General features: G+C 70.9%; 14 protein-coding genes. All 14 read left to right on the top strand.

What is annotated here, in order from left to right; genetic code table 11:
• Positions 1-524 precede the first annotated feature (524 nt).
• The 14 genes from ABTZ03_RS33535 (at position 525) to nuoN (ending at position 16,909) form a co-directional block, all read left to right on the top strand.
• Positions 525-884 (top strand): NADH-quinone oxidoreductase subunit A, encoded by a 360-nt coding sequence (locus ABTZ03_RS33535; protein ID WP_030060100.1) that lies wholly within the window; start codon positions 525-527, stop codon positions 882-884.
• Between the two features lie 302 nt (positions 885-1,186).
• Complete coding sequence (locus ABTZ03_RS33530) at positions 1,187-1,741, top strand: NuoB/complex I 20 kDa subunit family protein (RefSeq protein ID WP_031079294.1); 555 nt, start codon at positions 1,187-1,189, stop codon at positions 1,739-1,741.
• Complete coding sequence (locus tag ABTZ03_RS33525; protein WP_350516924.1) at positions 1,738-2,451, top strand: NADH-quinone oxidoreductase subunit C; 714 nt, start codon at positions 1,738-1,740, stop codon at positions 2,449-2,451. The genes ABTZ03_RS33530 and ABTZ03_RS33525 overlap by 4 nt, the downstream gene beginning before the upstream one ends.
• Complete coding sequence (locus ABTZ03_RS33520) at positions 2,451-3,827, top strand: NADH-quinone oxidoreductase subunit D (protein WP_350516923.1); 1,377 nt, start codon at positions 2,451-2,453, stop codon at positions 3,825-3,827. Before ABTZ03_RS33525 ends, ABTZ03_RS33520 begins: the two co-directional genes overlap by 1 nt.
• Entirely contained in the window at positions 3,824-4,654 is an 831-nt protein-coding gene (gene nuoE / locus ABTZ03_RS33515) for an NADH-quinone oxidoreductase subunit NuoE (RefSeq protein ID WP_350516922.1), read from the top strand. The genes ABTZ03_RS33520 and nuoE overlap by 4 nt, the downstream gene beginning before the upstream one ends.
• Positions 4,654-6,015, top strand: a complete 1,362-nt coding sequence (nuoF, locus tag ABTZ03_RS33510; protein ID WP_350516921.1) for an NADH-quinone oxidoreductase subunit NuoF — start codon at positions 4,654-4,656, stop codon at positions 6,013-6,015. Before nuoE ends, nuoF begins: the two co-directional genes overlap by 1 nt.
• 35 nt (positions 6,016-6,050) lie before the next feature.
• Complete coding sequence (locus ABTZ03_RS33505) at positions 6,051-8,543, top strand: NADH-quinone oxidoreductase subunit G (RefSeq protein WP_350516920.1); 2,493 nt, start codon at positions 6,051-6,053, stop codon at positions 8,541-8,543.
• Positions 8,540-9,871: an NADH-quinone oxidoreductase subunit NuoH gene (gene nuoH / locus ABTZ03_RS33500; protein WP_350516919.1), complete on the top strand. Its 1,332-nt coding sequence runs from the start codon at positions 8,540-8,542 to the stop codon at positions 9,869-9,871. The genes ABTZ03_RS33505 and nuoH overlap by 4 nt, the downstream gene beginning before the upstream one ends.
• A gap of 6 nt (positions 9,872-9,877) precedes the next feature.
• Positions 9,878-10,480: an NADH-quinone oxidoreductase subunit NuoI gene (gene nuoI / locus ABTZ03_RS33495; protein WP_350516918.1), complete on the top strand. Its 603-nt coding sequence runs from the start codon at positions 9,878-9,880 to the stop codon at positions 10,478-10,480.
• A complete protein-coding gene (locus tag ABTZ03_RS33490) occupies positions 10,480-11,364 on the top strand; it encodes an NADH-quinone oxidoreductase subunit J (protein WP_350516926.1) in 885 nt (294 codons plus the stop codon). The genes nuoI and ABTZ03_RS33490 overlap by 1 nt, the downstream gene beginning before the upstream one ends.
• On the top strand, positions 11,361-11,660 hold the full coding sequence (nuoK, locus tag ABTZ03_RS33485; protein ID WP_350516917.1) for an NADH-quinone oxidoreductase subunit NuoK: 300 nt from the start codon (positions 11,361-11,363) through the stop codon (positions 11,658-11,660). Before ABTZ03_RS33490 ends, nuoK begins: the two co-directional genes overlap by 4 nt.
• A 14-nt stretch (positions 11,661-11,674) precedes the next feature.
• Positions 11,675-13,594: an NADH-quinone oxidoreductase subunit L gene (nuoL, locus tag ABTZ03_RS33480; RefSeq protein ID WP_350516916.1), complete on the top strand. Its 1,920-nt coding sequence runs from the start codon at positions 11,675-11,677 to the stop codon at positions 13,592-13,594.
• A 34-nt stretch (positions 13,595-13,628) separates the two neighbouring features.
• Entirely contained in the window at positions 13,629-15,275 is a 1,647-nt protein-coding gene (locus ABTZ03_RS33475) for an NADH-quinone oxidoreductase subunit M (RefSeq protein ID WP_350516915.1), read from the top strand.
• On the top strand, positions 15,272-16,909 hold the full coding sequence (gene nuoN, locus ABTZ03_RS33470; RefSeq protein ID WP_350516914.1) for an NADH-quinone oxidoreductase subunit NuoN: 1,638 nt from the start codon (positions 15,272-15,274) through the stop codon (positions 16,907-16,909). The genes ABTZ03_RS33475 and nuoN overlap by 4 nt, the downstream gene beginning before the upstream one ends.
• Positions 16,910-17,028: the final 119 nt, after the last annotated feature.

Here is a 17,028-nt window from a genome sequence, read left to right as displayed (position 1 = left end):
GGGCGGCGGGCGGCGGGCGGCGGGCGGCGGGCGGCGGGCGGCGGGCGGCGGGCGGGTGGGGGAGGGGGAGGGGGAGGGGAACCCCACGAGAACTTCGACCCCTTGTGAACGAAGGGTCAAGCAAGCGTTCCTCCCTCCACCACCCCTCCGAGTGAGCCGCTATAACACGTCAACATGAAGCCCCGAGATTTGCCAGTCCCGGAGCATAGTTGATATAGGAACACACCCCTGACCAGCCGCTTCAAAGATAATTGCGACTGCTTGTGATCATTTGACTCCTTTGCGTTGACAACTCTGGGCATGTTCACATTCGCCACCATTCACATGGTGGCGTAGATCACAAAGATGACGATGAACTGCGTGTCGCAGATCACAAGCCACCGGGCATAGGATGCGCTCGTTCCAGGCTTTGTGAACTGCCTCACATGAGGTGGATCTCGGGAACTGGAACGCGGGTTCACCTCAGCGTGACCCGCCGGTTCCGATCTGCAGTCAAGGACGACTGGACGGAGGGAGCGGGGGCTATGAATGCCTACGCACCGATCCTCGTACTCGGTGCCATCGCGGCGGCGTTCGCGGTCGGTTCCGTCGTGATGGCCTCACTCACCGGCCCCAAGCGCTACAACCGGGCCAAGTTGGAGGCGTACGAGTGCGGCATCGAGCCGACCCCGCAGCCCGTGGGCGGCGGTCGGTTCCCGATCAAGTACTACCTGACGGCGATGCTCTTCATCGTCTTCGACATCGAGATCGTCTTCCTCTACCCCTGGGCGGTGACCTTCGACGCCCTGGGGATCTTCGGTTTGGTCGAGATGCTCCTGTTCATCGCCACCGTCTTCGTCGCGTACGCCTACGTCTGGCGCCGCGGCGGCCTGGAGTGGGACTGAGCCGGCCGGGTGCGACGCCGACGTCGGAACGCCGTGCCCCGCGGTGCCGTCGACGGGGCCGCCGCACCTCGCGGCCGCGCCTTGTGAACCGGTGGACAAGCGCGAACGGGCCGGACGTTCCCCCGGACGTCCCCCCGGACGCCGGCGGGGCGCACCGCCGGAGACGCCGGAGCACCGGCACCACCGGAGCGCCGACCCGCCGGAGCACCGGGACGCCGACGCACCAGGGCACCGCACACCAGAGGGCTGACGCACCAGAGGACTGACGTACCAGAGGACTTGAGGGCATTGAGAGGGATCTGATGGGAATCGAGGAGAAGCTGCCGAGCGGCTTCCTGCTCACGACCGTGGAGACGGCCGCCGGTTGGGTGCGCAAGGCGTCACTCTTCCCCGCCACCTTCGGTCTGGCCTGCTGCGCGATCGAGATGATGACCACCGGCGCCGGTCGCTACGACCTGGCCCGGTTCGGCATGGAGGTCTTCCGGGGCTCCCCCCGGCAGGCCGATCTGATGATCGTGGCGGGCCGGGTGAGCCAGAAGATGGCCCCGGTGCTGCGCCAGGTGTACGACCAGATGGCCAACCCGAAGTGGGTCATCTCGATGGGCGTCTGCGCCTCCTCCGGCGGGATGTTCAACAACTACGCGATCGTCCAGGGCGTCGACCACATCGTCCCGGTGGACATCTACCTGCCCGGTTGCCCGCCCCGTCCGGAGATGCTGATGGACGCCATCCTGAAGCTGCACGACAAGATCCAGCACGAGCCGTTGGGCGTGAACCGGCGCCGTGCCGAGGAGCTCGGCGAGGCCCTGGCCCTCAAGGCCACCCCGATCAGCGAGATGCGGGGGCAGCTGCGATGAACGAGCAGGTACCCGAGACCCGCCGCGAGCATCCGGTCCGCGAGATCCCGGTCGAGGTGGTCGGCCGCCGCCAGGGCATGTTCGGCGCCCAGGGTACCGGAGACACCTCCGGCTTCGGCGGCCTGGCCGCCCCGATCGTGCTGCCCGGCCCGAGCGAACGCCCGTACGGCGGCTGGTTCGACGAGGTGGCCGACGAGTTCGAGGGCGCCTTGGAGGAGCAGGGCCTGGACCCGGTCGAGGTGATCGGGAAGACCGTGGTCGACCGCGGCGAGCTGACCTTCCACGTCGAGCGCGCCCACCTCCTGAAGGCGGTGCGCATCCTGCGCGACGACCCGGCGCTGCGCTTCGAACTGTGCCTGGGCGTCAGCGGCGTGCACTACCCGGGCGACCAGGGCCGCGAGCTGCACGCGGTCTACCACCTGCGCTCGATCACCCACGGCCGGCTGATCCGGCTGGAGGTCACCGCGCCGGACGCCGACCCGCGGATCCCCTCCGTGGTGAGCGTCTACCCGACCAACGACTGGCACGAGCGCGAGGCCTACGACTTCTTCGGCCTGGTATTCGACGGCCACCCGGCGCTCACCCGGATCATGATGCCGGACGACTGGTTGGGCCACCCGCAGCGCAAGGACTACCCGCTCGGCGGCATCCCCGTCGAGTACAAGGGCGCCCAGATCCCGGCACCCGACCAGCGGAGGTCGTACAGCTGATGAGCACTCAGCACTTCGAAGGCGCCGATCAGGAGGCCCGCACGGCGGCCCCCGGTGCGGCCGAGGAGGCGCAGGCCCGGGACACCACCGAGGGCCGGGTCTTCACCGTCACCGGCGGCGACTGGGGCGAGGTGGTGGAGGCGGTCGGCCGGGCCGACGACGAGCGCATCATCGTCAACATGGGCCCCCAGCACCCGTCCACCCACGGCGTGCTGCGGCTGATCCTGGAGATCGACGGCGAGACGGTGAAGGAGGCCCGCTGCGGCATCGGCTACCTCCACACCGGCATCGAGAAGAACATGGAGTTCCGCAACTGGGTCCAGGGCACCACCTTCGTGACCCGCATGGACTACCTGACGCCGCTGTTCAACGAGACCGCCTACTGCCTGGCGGTCGAGAAGCTGCTCGGCATCACCGCGGAGATCCCGGACCGGGCCAGCGTCATCCGGGTGATGATGATGGAGCTGAACCGGATCGCCTCGCACCTGGTCTGCCTGGCCACCGGCGGCATGGAGATCGGCTCCACCACCCTGATGATCTACGGCTTCCGGGACCGCGAGCTGATCCTGGACGTCTTCGAGCTGGTCACCGGCCTGCGGATGAACCACGCCTACGTGCGCCCCGGCGGCCTGGCCCAGGACCTGCCGCCCGGCGCGGTCGACCAGATCCGCGAGGCGGTCCGCACCTTCCGCTCCCGGATGCACGAGTACGACAAACTCGCCACCGGCAACCCGGTGTTCAAGGCCCGCCTGGTCGACGTCGGCTTCCTGGACCTGGCCGGCTGCCTGGCCCTGGGCGCCACCGGCCCGATCCTGCGCGCCGCCGGTCTGCCGCACGACCTGCGCAAGTCCGACCCGTACTGCGGCTACCAGGACTACGACTTCGAGGTCGCCACCGCCGACACCGCTGACTCCTACGGTCGCTTCCTGATCCGGCTGGAGGAGATGCGGCAGTCGCTGGGCATCGTCGAGCAGTGCCTGGACCGGCTGCGCCCGGGCCCGGTGATGGTGGCCGACAAGAAGATCGCCTGGCCGGCCCAACTGGCGGTCGGGCCGGACGGGATGGGCAACTCGCTCGACCACATCCGCAAGATCATGGGCACCTCGATGGAGGCCCTGATCCACCACTTCAAGCTGGTCACCGAGGGCTTCCGGGTCCCGGTCGGCCAGGCGTACGTGGCGGTCGAGTCGCCCAAGGGCGAGCTGGGCGTGCACGTGGTGAGCGACGGCGGGACGCGCCCCTACCGGGTGCACTTCCGCGATCCGTCCTTCACCAATCTGCAGACGATGGCGGCGATGTGCGAGGGCGGCCAGGTGGCCGACGTGATCGTCGCGGTGGCCGGGATCGACCCGGTGATGGGAGGCGTGGACCGGTGACCGAAGTCGACCTGGGACTGCCGGCGCTGCCGGCCCCGCCGTACCCCGAGGAGGTGCGGGCCCGGCTGGCCGCGGACGCGGCCGAGCTGATCGGCCGCTACCCGCAGGCCCGTTCGGCGCTGCTGCCGCTGCTGCACCTGGTGCAGGCCGAGGAGGGCTTCGTCAGCCCGACCGGGATCCGGTTCTGCGCCGAGCGGTTGGACCTGACCACCGCCGAGGTCACCGCCGTCGCCACCTTCTACACGATGTACCGGCGGCGCCCGGCCGGGAAGTACCACGTAGGGGTCTGCACCAACACCCTGTGCGCGGTGCTCGGCGGCGACCAGATCTTCGCCGAGCTGCAGCAGCACCTGGGCATCGGCAACAACGGGACCACTGAGGACGGCGCGATCTCGATCGAGCACATCGAGTGCAACGCCGCCTGCGACTACGCCCCCGTGGTGATGGTCAACTGGGAGTTCTTCGACGACCAGACCCCGGACAGCGCCCGGAAGCTGGTCGACGACCTGCGGGCCGGCCGGGAGGTGCGGCCCACCCGCGGCGCCCGGCTGTGCGGCTTCAAGGAGACCGCCCGGATCCTGGCCGGCTTCCCCGATGAGCGCCCGGGCGCCAACGACGAGTCCGGCGCCGGCGGCGCCCCCTCGCTGGCCGGCCTGCGGCTGGCCCGCGGCGAGGCCCTGCCCGGCACCGGCGGCACCAAGGTCGTCGCCCCCCGCCACGAGGCCCCCCGGCACGACGAGCCCCGCCACGACGAGCCCCGGCAGGAAGAAACGGGCCAGGACGAAACGGGCCAGGACGAAACGGGCCAGGAAGGGACCGAAGCGTGATGACCTCCGCCGAGCCGGCCGAGAAGCTGCTCACCCCCGTCCTCTCCGACCCCTGGGACGACAGCCGCCCCTGGACGCTCGCCACCTACCGCCGCCACCACGGCTACGAGGGCCTCAAGGCGGCCCTCGCGATGCCCCCGGACGACGTGATCGCCCTGGTCAAGGACTCCGGCCTGCGCGGCCGCGGCGGCGCCGGATTCCCCACCGGGATGAAGTGGCAGTTCATCCCGCAGAACGACGGCAAGCCGCACTACCTGGTGGTGAACGCGGACGAGTCCGAGCCGGGCACCTGCAAGGACATCCCGCTGCTGTTCGCCAACCCGCACGCGCTGATCGAGGGCATGGTGATCGCCTCCTACGCGATCCGCTGCGAGCACGCCTTCATCTACCTGCGCGGCGAGGTCGTCCCGGTGCTGCGCCGGCTGCACGCGGCGGTCGCCGAGGCGTACGCGGCCGGACTGCTGGGCCGGGACGTCCTGGGTTCCGGGATGAATCTGGACATCACCGTGCACGCCGGCGCCGGTGCCTACATCTGCGGCGAGGAGACGGCGCTGCTGGACTCGCTGGAGGGCCGCCGCGGCCAGCCCCGGCTGCGGCCGCCGTTCCCGGCGGTGGCCGGCCTGTACGCCTGCCCGACGGTGGTGAACAACGTCGAGTCGATCGCCTCGGTGCCGCCGATCCTGGCCCGGGGCAAGGAGTGGTTCAAGGGCCTGGGCACCGAGAAGTCCCCGGGCTTCACGCTGTACTCGCTGTCCGGCCACGTCACCAACCCGGGCCAGTACGAGGCCCCGCTCGGCGTCACCCTGCGCCAGCTGCTGGACCTCAGCGGCGGCGTCCGGGCCGGGCACCGGCTGAAGTTCTGGACCCCGGGGGGCTCCTCCACCCCGATGTTCACCGACCAGCACCTCGACGTCCCGCTGGACTACGAGGGCGTCGGCGCGGCCGGCTCGATGCTCGGCACCAAGGCGCTGCAGGTTTTCGACGAGACCACCTGCGTGGTGCGGGCGGTGACCCGCTGGACGGAGTTCTACGCCCACGAGTCCTGCGGCAAGTGCACCCCCTGCCGGGAGGGCACCTACTGGCTGGTCCAGTTGCTGAAGCGGATCGAGGCGGGCGAGGGCGTCGACGGGGACCTGGAGAAGCTCCTCGACATCGCCGACAACATCAACGGCAAGTCCTTCTGCGCGCTGGGCGACGGCGCGGCCAGCCCGATCGTCTCCTCGCTCCAGTACTTCCGGGCCGAGTACGAGCAGCACCTGGCCGAGCGCCGCTGCCCGTTCGACCCGGCCGCCTCCACCGTCTGGGCCGACGGCCCCCGCCCCGGCCACCAGTCCGCCACCGAAAGGGAGGTGCACGCGTGACGATCACAGAGCCATCCGCCTCCACGGGAGAATCCATGGGCGAGGAATCCATGGGCGAGAAGCCCGCGGTCGAACTGGTCACGCTCACCATCGACGGCGTCGAAGTGCGGGTCCCCAAGGGGACCTTGGTGATCCGGGCCGCCGAGACGATCGGCACCCAGATCCCGCGCTTCTGCGACCATCCTCTGCTGGACCCGGCCGGCGCCTGCCGGCAGTGCATCGTGGAGGTGGAGGGCCAGCGCAAGCCGGTGGCCTCCTGCACCATCCCGGTGGCCGAGGGCATGGTGGTGCGCACCCAGCTGAGTTCGCCGGTGGCCGAGAAGGCCCAGCGCGGGGTGATGGAGCTGCTGCTGATCAACCACCCGCTGGACTGCCCGGTCTGCGACAAGGGCGGTGAGTGCCCGCTGCAGAACCAGGCGATGTCCAACGGCGCGGCGGACTCCCGCTTCGAGGGCATGAAGCGCACCTACGCCAAGCCGCTGCCGATCAGCAGCCAGGTGCTGCTGGACCGGGAGCGCTGCGTGCTGTGCGCGCGCTGCACCCGGTTCTCCCAGCAGATCGCCGGGGACCCGTTCATCGACCTGGTGGAGCGCGGGGCGCTGCAGCAGGTGGGCACCGGGGAGGGGGACGACTTCGAGTCGTACTTCTCCGGGAACACCATCCAGATCTGCCCGGTGGGCGCCTTGACCTCGGCGGCTTATCGTTTCCGCTCGCGCCCGTTCGACCTGGTGTCCTCGCCGAGCGTGTGCGAGCACTGCGCGTCGGGCTGCGCCCAGCGCACCGACCACCGGCGGGGCAAGGTGCTGCGCCGGCTGGCGGGCGAGGACCCGGCGGTGAACGAGGAGTGGAACTGCGACAAGGGCCGGTTCGCGTTCCGGTACGCCCAGCAGCGGGACCGGCTGACCTCCCCGCTGGTGCGGGAGGACGGCGAGCTGGTGCCGGTCTCCTGGCCGGAGGCGCTGGCCCGGGCGGCCGAGGGGCTGCGCGGGGCGCGGACGGGCGTGCTGGCGGGCGGCCGGGTGACGGTGGAGGACGCGTACGGGTACGCGAAGTTCGCCCGGGTGGTGCTGGGCACCAACGACGTGGACTTCCGGGCGCGTCCGCACAGCGGTGAGGAGGCGGACTTCCTGGCCGCGGCGGTCGCCGGGCGCGGGGTCGACCTGGACGGTGGCGGTCCCACCTACGAGCGGCTGGAGCAGGCTCCGGCGGTGCTGCTGGCGGGTCTCGAACCGGAGGAGGAGTCGCCGATCGTCTTCCTGCGGCTGCGCAAGGCGTCCAGGGCGGGCGACCTGAAGGTGTTCTCGGTGGCGGCGTTCGCCTCCCGGGGGCTGGCGAAGCTGCGCGGTGCGCTGCTGCCGGCGGCGCCGGGGACGGAGCCGGAGTGGTTCGCGGCGCTGGCGGCGGACGAGCCGTTGAACGACGAGGCCGGGCGGGCGGCGGAGCTGCTGCGCCGGCCGGGTGCGGTGATCCTGGCGGGTGAGCGGCTGGCGTCGGTGCCGGGGGCGTTGACGGCGGTGCTGCGGCTGGCGCACGCGACGGGTGCGGCGCTGGCCTGGGTGCCGCGCCGGGCGGGGGAGCGCGGGGCGGTGGAGGCGGGCGCGCTGCCGGGCCTGCTGCCGGGCGGCCGTCCGGTGGCGGCGGAGGCGGCGCGGGCGGAGGCGGCCGCGGTGTGGGGGGTGGCGGAGCTGCCCTCGCGTCCGGGCCGGGACACCGGTCAGATCCTGACCGCGGCGGCCCGGGGCGACCTGGACGCGCTGCTGGTGGGCGGGGTGGATCCGGACGACCTGCCGGACCCGGCGCTGGCCGCGGAGGCCCTGGCGGCGGTGCCGTTCGTGGTGTCGCTGGAGCTGCGGCCGTCGGCGGTGACGGAGCGCGCGGACGTGGTGCTGCCGGTGGCGGCGGTGGCGGAGAAGGCGGGCACCTTCCTGGACTGGGAGGGCCGGGTGCGGATGTTCGAGGTCGCGCTCAAGCCGGATCAGCAGATGGGCCGTCATCTCCAGTCGGACCTGCGGGTGCTGGCGATGCTGGCGGACGCGCTGGGCGCCCGGTTGGGTCTGCCGGACGTGCGGGCGGCCCGGCTGGAGCTGGACCGGTTCGGGCCGTGGCGGGGTGACCGCGGGGTGGTTCCGGCGGCGCACCCGGGGGTGCTGCCGCGGCCGGCCACCGGGCAGGCGGTGCTGGCGGGTTGGCGGTTGTTGCTGGACGAGGGGTCGCTGCAGGACGGCGATCCGCATCTGGCGGGCACCCGGCACCGGGCGGTGGCCCGGGTCTCGCCGGTGACGGCGCAGGAGATCGGCGCCGATCCGGCGGGGTCGCTGCGGCTGACCGGTCCGGCGGGTTCGCTGACCCTGCCGTTGGAGGTCACCGATTCGATCCCGGACCGCACGGTCTGGGTCCCGCTCAACTCCACACCGGGTGGCGCCCATCGCGCGCTCGGCACCACCGTGGGCCATCTGGTCACCATCGCCGCGGCCGGGCCGGAGCCCGCGGCGGCGGCGCGGGCCGAGGGCGAAGGGGAGGTCCGATGACGACTCCGCAGCCGTACGAGACGCTGCACTTCTTCGGCCAGGACCCGTGGTGGCTGGTGCTGTTGAAGGGGGTGTTCTGCTTCGCGTTCCTGGTGCTGACGGTGCTGATCGCGATCGTCTGGGAGCGCAAGGTGGTGGCCTGGATGCAGTTGCGCATCGGGCCGAACCGGCACGGGCCGTGGGGGCTGCTGCAGTCGCTGGCGGACGGTGTGAAGCTGGCGCTGAAGGAAGACCTGGTGGTCAAGGGCGCGGACAAGGTGGTCTACATCCTCGCGCCGATCGTCTGCGCGATCCCGGCGTTCATGGCCTTCGCGGTGATCCCGTTCGGTCCGCCCGGGAACGAGGTGTCGATCTTCGGCACCCGGACGCCGCTGCAGTTGACCGATCTGCCGATCGCGCTGCTGTACGTCCTGGCGACGGCCTCGATCGGGATCTACGGGATCGTGCTGGCGGGCTGGTCCTCGGGTTCGACGTACCCGCTGCTGGGCGGGTTGCGTTCGGCCGCGCAGATGATCAGCTACGAGATCGCGATGGGTCTGTCCTTCGCGGCGGTGTTCATCTACTCGGGTTCGATGTCGACGTCGGAGATCGTGGCGCACCAGCAGCCGAAGTGGTTCGCGGTGCTGCTGCCGGTGTCGTTCATCGTGTACATCATCGCGATGGTCGGGGAGACCAACCGGGCGCCGTTCGACCTGCCGGAGGCCGAGGGCGAGCTGGTGGGCGGCTTCAACACCGAGTACTCCTCGCTGAAGTTCGCGATGTTCATGCTGGCCGAGTACGTCAACATGGTGACGGTCTCGGCGGTGGCCTCGACCCTGTTCCTGGGCGGCTGGCGGGCGCCGTGGCCGGTGTCGGAGTTCTGGGCGGGCGCCAACCACGGCTGGTGGCCGATGCTCTGGATCACGCTGAAGATCCAGCTGCTGCTGTTCTTCTTCATCTGGCTGCGCGGCACGCTGCCCCGGCTGCGCTACGACCAGTTCATGAAGCTGGGCTGGAAGGTGCTGATCCCGGTCTCGCTGGTGTGGCTGGTGCTGATCGCGAGCGTGCGGGCGCTGCGCAACGAGGGGTACGGCTTCGGCGAGGTGGTGCTGTACGTGGGTGCGCCGGTCGGCGCGATCCTGCTGCTGGCGCTGGTCCGGGACTTCCTGCGCAAGCAGCCGGAGGAGGAGCCGCAGCCTCCGAAGGGCGAGTTCGACCCGATGGCGGGCGGGTACCCGGTGCCGCCGCTGCCCGGGCAGGTGCTGCCGCCGGTGCCGCGTCGGCCGAGCCGGGCGCCGAAGCAACTCCAGGACGCCCTCAACGGGGCCGACCATTCCGAAGGGAGCTGATCCGCGATGGAGTCCGAGCAGACGGGCCGGCCCGAGCGGGCCGACCGGCCGTCGGTCCTGGGCCCGGCCGCAGGCTTCGGCGTGACCTTCAAGGCCATGTTCAAGAAGCGGCTGACCGAGCAGTACCCGGAGCAGAAGAAGCCGACCGCGCCGCGTTTCCACGGCCGGCACCAGCTGAACCGGCATCCGGACGGTCTGGAGAAGTGCGTCGGCTGCGAGTTGTGCGCGTGGGCGTGCCCGGCCGACGCGATCTACGTGGAGGGCGCGGACAACCGGGACGAGGAGCGCTACTCGCCGGGTGAGCGCTACGGCGCGGTGTACCAGATCAACTACGCCCGCTGCATCCTGTGCGGGCTGTGCATCGAGGCCTGTCCGACCCGGGCGCTGACCATGACCAACGAGTACGAGCTGGCGGACTCCTCCCGCAAGGACCTGATCTTCACCAAGGAGCAGCTGCTGGTGGGGCTGTCCGAGGGCATGGTGGACAGCCCGCACGCGATCTTCCCGGGCACCGACGAGGGCGCGTACTACCGGGGCGAGATCACCGCGGCGGCGCCGGGGACGGTCCAGCAGGAGCGGACCGACCGGGAGAAGGAGGTGCGGCCGTGATCGGACAGCTGGCGGCGGCGGCCGGGACGACCTCCACGGGTGAGGCCGTCCAGTTCTGGGTGCTCGCGGTGATCGCGGTGGGCGGCGCGCTGGGCATGCTGCTGATGCGCAAGGCCGTGCACAGCGCGTTGTGCCTGGCGGCCACCATGATGGCGCTGGCGCTCTGCTACCTGGCGCAGGGCGCGGTGTTCCTGGGCGTGGTGCAGATCGTGGTCTACACCGGCGCGATCATGATGCTGTTCCTGTTCGTGGTGATGCTGGTCGGCGTGACCGGCGAGGACTCTCTGAAGGAGCAGTTGAAGGGGCAGCGGTTCGCGGCGGTGCTGTGCGGGCTGGGCTTCGGGGTGCTGCTGATCGCGGGGATCGCCAACGCGAGGCTGGACCACTTCACCGGGCTGGGCGAGGCGAACGCCGAGGGCAACGTGCCGGGTCTGGCCCGGCTGATCTTCACCCGTTACGTGTGGGCCTTCGAGGTCACCGGTGCGCTGCTGATCACGGCGGCGGTCGGGGCGATGGTGCTGACCCACCGGGAGCACGTGAAGCCGCCGAAGACCCAGCGCGAGCTGGCGGAGCAGCGGGTGCGGGACAACCTCCAGGTGCCGCCGCTGCCGGCGCCGGGCGTGTACGCGCGGCACAACGCGGTGGACGTGCCGGGGCTGCTGCCGGACGGCACGGTCGCGGAGGACTCGGTGATGGCGACGCTGCGCGAGCGCGGCCAGGTCCGGGACGTCAGTCAGTCCATGCTGCGGCGGATGGCGGAGCTGGAGAACAGCACGGCGGACTGGCTGGGCCGGCCGTCGTCGGAGCGGCCGGCGGTGGCGGCTCCGCGCAAGCCCCTGGAGCCCGTCCCGAACCACCCGGCCGACGAGGAGGGCGCGGAGTGAACCCGGTCAACTACCTGTATCTGTCAGCCCTGTTGTTCACCATCGGCGCGTCGGGGGTGCTGATCCGGCGCAATGCGATCGTGCTGTTCATGTGCGTCGAGCTGATGCTGAACGCCTCGAACCTGGCGCTGGTGACGTTCTCCCGGTTGCACGGGACCCTGGACGGCCAGGTGATCGCGTTCTTCACGATGGTGGTCGCGGCGGCCGAGGTCGTGGTGGGCCTCGCCATCATCGTCTCCATCTTCCGGACCAGGCACTCCGCTTCGGTCGACGACAGCAACCTGATGAAGCTGTAGGCGGAGGACCTTCGGTGAACTCTCTCATTCCGCTGCTGGTGGCGGCCCCGCTGGCCGGCGCCGCACTGCTGCTGCTGGGCGGCCGGGCCCTGGACCGGTTCGGCCACTGGCTGGCCACCGCGCTCGCCGCGCTCTCGTTCGGCTTCGGCCTGGCGCTGTTCTCGGACATGCTGGGCCGGGACGCCGAGCACCGGGCGGTGACGAAGCACCTGTTCAGCTGGGTGCCGGTGAACGGCTTCCAGGCCGATGTCTCGTTCCGGCTCGACCAGTTGTCGATGACCTTCGTGCTGCTGATCACCGGGGTGGGCACGCTGATCCACCTGTACTCGGTGGGCTACATGGCGCACGACGAGCGCCGGCGCCGCTTCTTCGCGTACCTGAACCTGTTCCTGGCCGCCATGCTGCTGCTCGTGGTGGCGGACAACTACCTGCTGCTGTACGCCGGTTGGGAGGGCGTGGGGCTGGCCTCCTACCTGCTGATCGGCTTCTGGCAGCACAAGCCGAGTGCGGCGACGGCGGCGAAGAAGGCCTTCATCGTCAACCGGGTCGGCGACATGGGATTGTCGATCGCGATCATGCTGATGTTCGCGGAGTTCGGCTCCTTCGCCTTCACCCCGGTCTTCGGCGGGGCGCAGCAGGCGAGCGAGGGCAAGCTGACCGCGATCGGCCTGATGCTGCTGCTGGCGGCCTGCGGCAAGTCGGCGCAGGTGCCGCTGCAGTCCTGGCTCGGGGACGCGATGGAGGGCCCGACCCCGGTCTCGGCCCTGATCCACGCGGCGACCATGGTGACCGCGGGGGTCTACCTGATCACCCGCTCCTCGGCGATCTTCGACCTGGCGCCGGACGCGCAGACCGCCGTGGTGGTGGTCGGCGCGGTGACGCTGCTGTTCGGTGCGATCGTCGGTTGCGCCAAGGACGACATCAAGAAGGCGCTGGCCGGCTCGACCATGTCGCAGATCGGCTACATGGTGATGGCGGCCGGGCTGGGGCCGATCGGCTACGCCTTCGCGATCATGCACCTGGTGACCCACGGCTTCTTCAAGGCCGGGCTGTTCCTCGGCGCCGGGTCGGTGATGCACGGCATGGACGACGAGGTGAACATGCGTCACTACGGCGGCCTGCGGAAGTACATGCCGGTCACCTTCGTCACCTTCGGCCTCGGCTACCTGGCGATCATCGGCTTCCCGGGCCTGTCGGGCTTCTTCTCCAAGGACAAGATCATCGAGGCGGCGTTCGCCAAGGGCGGCACCGAGGGCTGGATCCTCGGCCTGTGCGCGCTGGTCGGCGCGGCGGTCACCGCGTTCTACATGACCCGGGTGATGCTGCTGACCTTCTTCGGCGAGAAGCGCTGGCAGGCGACCGGTGACATCAGCGGCTCCGCCGCGGGGGCGGGCAACCTGCCGCACCCGCACGATCCGCCGAAGACCATGACCGTCCCGATGGTCCTGCTGTCCTTCGGCTCGGTGTTCGCGGGCGGGCTGTTCGCCTTCAACTCCTCCTTCCTGCACTGGCTGGAGCCGGTCACCGGGCACAGCGAGGGCGACTCCCCGCTCGGTTCCTGGACCGTCACCGCGCTGACCACGGTCTGCATGCTGGTCGGGGTCGGCCTGTCGTACGCGATGTACGGGCGCTCGCCGGTGCCGGTGGTGCCGCCGGTCGGCTCCCCGCTGACCCGGGCGGCCCGCCGCGACCTGCTGCAGGACGACTTCAACCACGCCGTGCTGGTGCGGCCGGGCTCGGCGCTCACCGCGACCCTGGTCTACTTCGACAGCCGCGGCCTGGACGGCTTCGTCAACGGCCTGGCCGCCCTCATCGGGGGACTGTCGGGCCGGCTGCGGCGGGTCCAGAACGGCTTCGTCCGCACGTACGCGCTCTCCATGTTCGGCGGCACGCTGGTGCTGGTCGCCTCGACTCTCCTGATGAGGTCCGTCTGATGACTCGCGCAGATTCCGCAAGGGGAGGCCGGCCATGAGTGCGCTGTTGACCGCCACCTGCGCCGTCCCGGCGGCCGGCGCGGTGCTGACCGCCGCCCTGCCCGCCGGGACGAGCGAGGCCCGGCGCCGCACCACCAAGACCGTGGCGCTGGCCGTCTCGGCCGTCACCCTGGCGCTGACCGCCCTGGTGGCGGTGCGCTTCGACCCGCACGGCGCCCGCTACCAGCTGACCGAGTCGTACAGCTGGATCCGCTCCTTCGGCATCAGTTTCTCGCTGGGCGTGGACGGCATCGGCGCGGTGCTCGCGCTGCTGACGGCGGTCCTGGTGCCGGTGGTGATGCTGGCCTCCTGGCACGACGCCGACCCGGCCCCCGCCGTGGCCCCGGCCGCGCCGGCCGGCGGTGCCGACCCCGACACCTTCGAGGGGCGCCGCCGCACCCAGGCCTTCTTCGCCCTGATCCTGGCGGTCGAGGCGATGGTGGTGGTCTCCTTCTACGCCACCGACGTCTTCCTGTTCTACGTGTTCTTCGAAGCCATGCTGATCCCGATGTACTTCCTGATCGGCGGCTTCGGGGACCGGGCGGGCGGCCCGGAGTCGGCGCGCCAGCGCTCCTACGCGGCCGTCAAGTTCCTGCTGTACAACCTGCTCGGCGGCCTGGTGATGCTGGCCGCCGTGATCGGCCTGTACGTGATCGGCCAGGAGCAGGGCCTGGGCACCTTCGACCTGCCGACGCTGACCAACGCGATCGCCGACGGCAGCCTGAAGCTGTCCGGCACCGCCCAGGACGCGCTGTTCCTGGGCTTCTTCTTCGCCTTCGCGGTGAAGGCCCCGCTGTGGCCGCTGCACACCTGGCTGCCGAACGCGATGGGCGAGGCGACGGCCGGCACCGCCGTGCTGATCACCGCCGTGGTGGACAAGGTCGGCACCTTCGCGATGCTGCGCTTCTGCCTCGGGCTGTTCCCGGACGCCTCGAAGACCTTCGCCCCGGCGATCCTGGTGCTGTCGCTGATCGGGATCGTCTACGGCGCGCTGCTGGCGGTCGGCCAGAAGGACATCAAGCGGCTGGTCGCCTACGCCTCGATCTCGCACTTCGGCTTCATCATCATGGGCATCTTCGCCCTGACCAGCCAGGGGCAGAGCGGCGCGACCCTCTACATGGTCAACCACGGGCTCTCCACCGCCGCGTGGATGCTGGTGGCCGGCTTCCTGATCTCCCGCCGCGGCTCCCGGCTGATCGCCGACTACGGCGGTGTGCAGAAGGTCGCCCCGGTGCTCGCCGGGACCTTCCTGATCGGCAGCCTGGCGACCCTGTCGCTGCCCGGACTGGCGCCCTTCGTCAGCGAGTTCCTGGTGCTGGTGGGCACCTTCACCCGCTACCCGGCGATCGGGATCGTCGCCACCTTCGGCATCGTGCTGGCCGCGCTGTACGCCCTGCTGCTGTACCAGCGCACCATGACCGGCCCGGTGAAGGACGGGGTCCGGTCGATGCCCGACCTCAAGGTCCGCGAACTCGCCGTGGTGGCACCGCTGGTGGCGCTGACGATCCTGCTCGGCGTCTACCCCAGGCCGCTCACCGACCTGGTCAACCCCTCGGTGGACGCGACGCTGTCGCAGGTCCACCGGACCGACCCGGCGCCGGCCCACCCGGTCGCCGCCACCTCAGGAGGTGAGCAGAAGTGAGTGCCAGCGCAGTGCTCGCCGCCGCCGGCGGCAACACGTCGGGCATCCCGGCCCCGCACATCGAGTACGGCCAACTCTCCCCGATGCTGGTGGTGTTCGCCGCCGCCGTGGCCGGCATCCTGGTCGAGGCGTTCGTCCCGCGCCGGCTGCGGCACTGGACCCAGGTCTCGCTCTCGCTGGTCGCCCTGGTCGGCGCCTTCGTCGCGGTGGTGGTGCTGGCCGCGCAGGGCCACGGCGCGCCCCGGATCGACCTGCTGGCGATGGAGTCGGTGGCGCTGGACGGCCCGGCGCTGTTCCTCCAGGGCGTGATCCTGCTGGTCGCCGTCGTCGCGGTGCTCACCTACGCCGAGCGGAGGCTGGAGCCCAAGGCCGGCGGGGTGCCCGCCGACGCCTTCGCCGCCCAGGCGTCCGCCACCCCCGGCGGGGAGCAGGAGCGGGCCGCGGTCCGGGCCGGCTTCACCACCACCGAGGTGTTCCCGCTGACCCTGTTCGCGGTCGGCGGGATGCTCCTCTTCCCGGCCGCCAACGACCTGCTGACCATGTTCGTGGCGCTGGAGGTCTTCTCGCTCCCGCTGTACCTGCTCTGCGCGCTGGCCCGGCGCCGCCGGCTGCTCTCCCAGGAGGCGGCGGTCAAGTACTTCCTGCTGGGCGCGTTCGCCTCGGCGTTCTTCCTGTTCGGCACGGCGCTGCTGTACGGCTACGCGGGCAGCGTGAAGCTCGGCGACATCGCGGACGTCATCGCCGGCAAGGCGATGACCACCCCGGCGCAGCTGTCCAGCACCCGGACCGACGCGCTGCTGCTGACCGGTCTGGCGATGCTGGCGGTGGGCCTGCTGTTCAAGGTCGGTGCGGTGCCGTTCCACTCCTGGACCCCGGACGTCTACCAGGGCGCGCCGACGCCGGTGACCGGCTTCATGGCGGCGGCCACCAAGGTCGCCGCGTTCGGGGCGTTCCTGCGGCTGTTCTACGTGGCCTTCCCGGGCCTGCGGCTGGACTGGCGGCCGGTGCTGTGGGGCGTGGCGATCCTGACCATGGTGGTCGGCGCGGTGCTGGCGGTGACCCAGCAGGACGTCAAGCGGCTGCTGGCGTACTCCTCGATCGCGCACGCCGGGTTCATCCTGACCGGGGTGATCGCGGTCAACAAGCAGGGCCTGTCCTCGGTGCTGTTCTACCTGGCGGCGTACTCCTTCGTGACGCTCGGCGCCTTCGCCGTGGTCACCCTGGTGCGGGACTCCAAGGGCGAGGCGACCCACCTGTCCAGCTGGGCCGGGCTGGGGCGGCGCTCGCCGCTGGTGGCGGCGGTGTTCGCGCTGTTCCTGCTGGCCTTCGCCGGGATCCCGCTGACCTCCGGGTTCACCGGGAAGTTCGCGGTGTTCCAGGCGGCGGCGGCCGGCGGGGCGACCCCGCTGGTGATCGTCGGTGTGCTGAGTTCGGCGGTGGCCGCGTTCTTCTACATCCGGGTGATCGTGCTGATGTTCTTCTCCGACCCGAAGCCGGGCGGGCCGACGGTGGTGATCCCGAGCGCCTTCACGGCGACCGCGATCGGCGTCGGGGTGCTGGTCACGCTGGGCCTGGGCCTGCTGCCGCAGTACTTCCTGGACCTCGCGTCCAAGGCTTCGCTGTTCGCGTACTGAATCGGCCCGGGCCGATTCGCCGGAGGCCGGTCCGGATCCGCCGGACCGGCCTCCGGCCTTTATTCCAGGATGAATTCGCCCCCACCGCCGCTTCGCCCGCGAACCCGTGCTGACCAGGG

It is taken from the genome of Kitasatospora sp. NPDC096077, from assembly GCF_040303245.1.
In the GTDB taxonomy this organism is placed as follows: domain Bacteria; phylum Actinomycetota; class Actinomycetes; order Streptomycetales; family Streptomycetaceae; genus Kitasatospora.
The sequence above is the reverse complement of the archived record's forward strand: the minus strand, read 5'-3'. Positions and strand labels throughout refer to the sequence as shown.

What these genes read in the sequence shown, in the direction of transcription:
- ABTZ03_RS33535 (WP_030060100.1), top strand. Translation starts at nt 525, where the DNA reads ATGAATGCCTACGCACCGATCCTCGTACTCGGTGCCATCGCGGCGGCG.
- ABTZ03_RS33530 (WP_031079294.1), top strand. Translation starts at nt 1,187, where the DNA reads ATGGGAATCGAGGAGAAGCTGCCGAGCGGCTTCCTGCTCACGACCGTG.
- ABTZ03_RS33525 (WP_350516924.1), top strand. Translation starts at nt 1,738, where the DNA reads ATGAACGAGCAGGTACCCGAGACCCGCCGCGAGCATCCGGTCCGCGAG.
- ABTZ03_RS33520 (WP_350516923.1), top strand. Translation starts at nt 2,451, where the DNA reads ATGAGCACTCAGCACTTCGAAGGCGCCGATCAGGAGGCCCGCACGGCG.
- nuoF (WP_350516921.1), top strand. Translation starts at nt 4,654, where the DNA reads ATGACCTCCGCCGAGCCGGCCGAGAAGCTGCTCACCCCCGTCCTCTCC.
- ABTZ03_RS33505 (WP_350516920.1), top strand. Translation starts at nt 6,051, where the DNA reads ATGGGCGAGGAATCCATGGGCGAGAAGCCCGCGGTCGAACTGGTCACG.
- nuoH (WP_350516919.1), top strand. Translation starts at nt 8,540, where the DNA reads ATGACGACTCCGCAGCCGTACGAGACGCTGCACTTCTTCGGCCAGGAC.
- nuoI (WP_350516918.1), top strand. Translation starts at nt 9,878, where the DNA reads ATGGAGTCCGAGCAGACGGGCCGGCCCGAGCGGGCCGACCGGCCGTCG.
- ABTZ03_RS33475 (WP_350516915.1), top strand. Translation starts at nt 13,629, where the DNA reads ATGAGTGCGCTGTTGACCGCCACCTGCGCCGTCCCGGCGGCCGGCGCG.